The sequence below is a fragment of the Mesorhizobium sp. M2A.F.Ca.ET.039.01.1.1 genome, assembly GCF_003998035.1.
Classification (GTDB): domain Bacteria; phylum Pseudomonadota; class Alphaproteobacteria; order Rhizobiales; family Rhizobiaceae; genus Mesorhizobium.
This window is the reverse complement of sequence record NZ_RZRY01000785.1, coordinates 1-2657: the sequence shown is the minus strand read 5'-3', so window position 1 is coordinate 2657 and position 2657 is coordinate 1. Positions and strand designations below refer to the sequence as shown.

Sequence of the window (2657 nt, the reverse complement as noted above, 5' to 3'; positions counted from 1 at the left end):
CCGCTGAGGCTCGCCTCGAATTCGGAGTTAAGCGTGCGGGCGGCGCCTCCAAGCAGCGAGACCATGCCATTCGTGCGGTCGTCGAGCAGGTCGGTCAGCGAGCGGGTAAGGCCGTCCGTGGTGTCGGTAAGCTTGGCGATTCGGGTGTCGAGCAGGCTGGCGAAGGCCTCGCCGGAGGTGGAAAGCCGATCGGTGATGTTGTCCAGGCGCGATTCGACGGAATCGAAGATCGACGTCGAGCTTTCATTGATGCGATCGATCAGCGTGTCGCCGGAGTTGTTGATCGTCATCGACAGCTTGGTCGACGCGTTGAGGATCGAATCGCGGATGATGTCGCTGGCCGCGCCGATCTCGTCGCGCAGCGTCTCGTGAGCGCTGGCAATGGAGGCGCGCACGCGCTCGGCATGGGTGACGACCGCCTCGCGCTCGCTGCCGAGGCCATCGACCAGAGAACGGATGCGGGCCTCGTTTTCGGAATAGGAGCGTTCGATCTGGCTGACTTCGCCATGGACGAGCGTCTCCAGCTCGACGGCGCGGGCGAGCGTCCGCTCGATGCCTTCGCCCATGGCCGCCACCTCGCGGCGAACGGCCTGGCCGATCATCATGACGCGATCCTGGGCGAGGTTTTCAGGCTCCGCCAGGCGGAAGGCGACCTCAGTCATGGACTGCGCGGCGATGCGCATTTCCTGCGCGCGCCGAATCATGGCGGCGAACGCCCAGAACAGGATGACCGGAACGATCGCGGCTACCGCCAGGCCGATCAGCTCGGGACGGGCGAAGAACTGGTCGAAGGTACGGATCTTCCAGATGCCAGGACCGAACAGGAGGTTGGCCAAGCCGCCGGCGCCGGCGATCCAGGCCAGCGAGATAAAGGCGATCACCCAGTAGACGGTGCTCGATGCACGCCGGTTGAGGCTGTGCAGCAGCGTCTTGTAGTCCTTCTGGCGGTCGTCATTGGCGGGCGTGAAGCCGGCCGGGGGCGTGAAGCCGGACGGCTGTCCGTTGCGCGGCTCGACAGGGCGCAGTTCGGCCGGCTTGGCCGCGGGCGCCCTTGGAGACTGGGGGATGGCTGGCTGAGGGTTGTTCGCCGGCTCTGTCCGCTGGCTGCGGCCTTCGCGCGCCAGCTCGTCGGCCGCCGCCGAGATCTGCGCTTCGAGATCCTCCATCGACGCCGCCATGTCGAGCCCGCCTTCGTCGCCGGCAAGGTCAAGGTCGAGCGCCTTTTCCAGTTCCGCGGCTACGTCATTCTCGAGAGACTTGGTCGTCGTTGGTTTCTTAGCCATGCCTTCGCTACCCTGTACTAGCTGCCGGGGGAGTTATGATTTTGAGCCGTGATTCTGGCTTGTCTATCCCGAGCAGGAGGCTGAAAAATGGACCTTCGTATCGTAATGACACACAGGGGTAAAGAAAACATGCATTCCGGGCGATACGTAAAACTTTAAATATAAGGTTAACGCAAGCGTGATCCGGTCGCCTCCGTGACAACATTTTTCCCCTCCAATCGTTAACCCGTTGGCGACCGGAAACGCCTATTTTCTTGGCCTCGTCTGCCCGCTTGATGGAGTTGCAGTGCGTATGCGTGGCGAAAGTGGTATTGCGTTTTCCATGCCGGGGGGAGATCCCTCCGGAACGGCTCGAGCCCGACCTGTGGATCTCGGCCATCTGGCGCGCCAGACAATGGGCGACCGCGACCTCGAACGGGAGGTGCTGGCGCTGTTCGTGCAGCAGTCGCTCAACGTTCGTGACCAGATCACGGACGCCGACACCAGGCAGAGGATACTTCTGGCGCACGGCTTGAAAGGCTCGGCGCGCGGCATCGGCGCCTTCGCGGTCGCCGAATGCGCGGCAATCATCGAGAAGCAGCCGGAAGACGTCCGGGCGCTCAAGCGGCTCGGCATGCTGATCGAGGAAGTGCGCGACTTCATCGCGGGCATCAGCCGCTAGCACTATCTTTTTGAAAAACGTCATTTCGTGGCGCTTTCGCGCCGCAGTTGACTTGTCCGGTGGAGTGATTATCTCCGTCGCGACTCCTCAGGTGACTTAATGACCAAGCTGACTTACATCGCCCATGACGGGACCCGATTTGACGTGGAGGCCGAAAACGGCTCGACCGTCATGGAAAACGCCATCCGCAACGCGGTGCCCGGTATCGAGGCCGAATGCGGCGGCGCCTGCGCCTGCGCGACCTGCCATGTCTATGTCGACGAGGCATGGACGGCCGAGGTCGGCGAGCCGGAGGCGATGGAAGAGGACATGCTGGACTTCGCCTATGACGTCCAGCCGAACTCGCGCCTTTCCTGCCAGATCAAGGTGCGCGACGCGCTGGACGGGCTGGTCGTGCGCGTTCCCGAGCGCCAAGGCTAAGGCCGACTTTCCAGTTTTCTTCATGCTGGCTGCTTGGCAGCAGGCCGGCGCTCATGCAGTCTCGCTCCATTCCCAAATGGGGCGCAGCGCATGAGCAATACCATCAAGACGGACGTTGTCATTGTCGGCGCCGGGCCGGTCGGCCTTTTCGCCGTGTTCGAGCTCGGGCTGCTCGACATGAAATGCCATCTCATCGACATTCTCGACCGTCCCGGCGGCCAGTGTGCCGAGCTCTATCCGGAAAAACCGATCTACGACATACCCGGCTGGCCCACCATCTCGGCTCAGGGCCT

3 protein-coding genes and 1 pseudogene are annotated in these 2657 nt (G+C 62.9%); 3 read left to right on the top strand and 1 reads right to left on the bottom strand.

Translation table 11 applies throughout. The annotated features are described in order from the left end of the window. A pseudogene (locus EOA24_RS33660) lies at positions 1-1283 on the bottom strand (kinesin); the annotation flags it as partial. A gap of 292 nt (positions 1284-1575) precedes the next feature. Here EOA24_RS33660 and EOA24_RS33655 point away from each other — a divergent pair. The 3 genes from EOA24_RS33655 to EOA24_RS33645 form a co-directional block, all read left to right on the top strand. After that, positions 1576-1944: an Hpt domain-containing protein gene (locus EOA24_RS33655; RefSeq protein ID WP_126082542.1), complete on the top strand. Its 369-nt coding sequence runs from the start codon at positions 1576-1578 to the stop codon at positions 1942-1944. Between the two features lie 99 nt (positions 1945-2043). Continuing rightward, entirely contained in the window at positions 2044-2364 is a 321-nt protein-coding gene (locus EOA24_RS33650) for a 2Fe-2S iron-sulfur cluster-binding protein (RefSeq protein WP_042647743.1), read from the top strand. A gap of 90 nt (positions 2365-2454) precedes the next feature. Next, on the top strand, positions 2455-2657 hold a 203-nt coding region (locus tag EOA24_RS33645; protein ID WP_133374749.1), incomplete at its 3' end, for an NAD(P)-binding protein.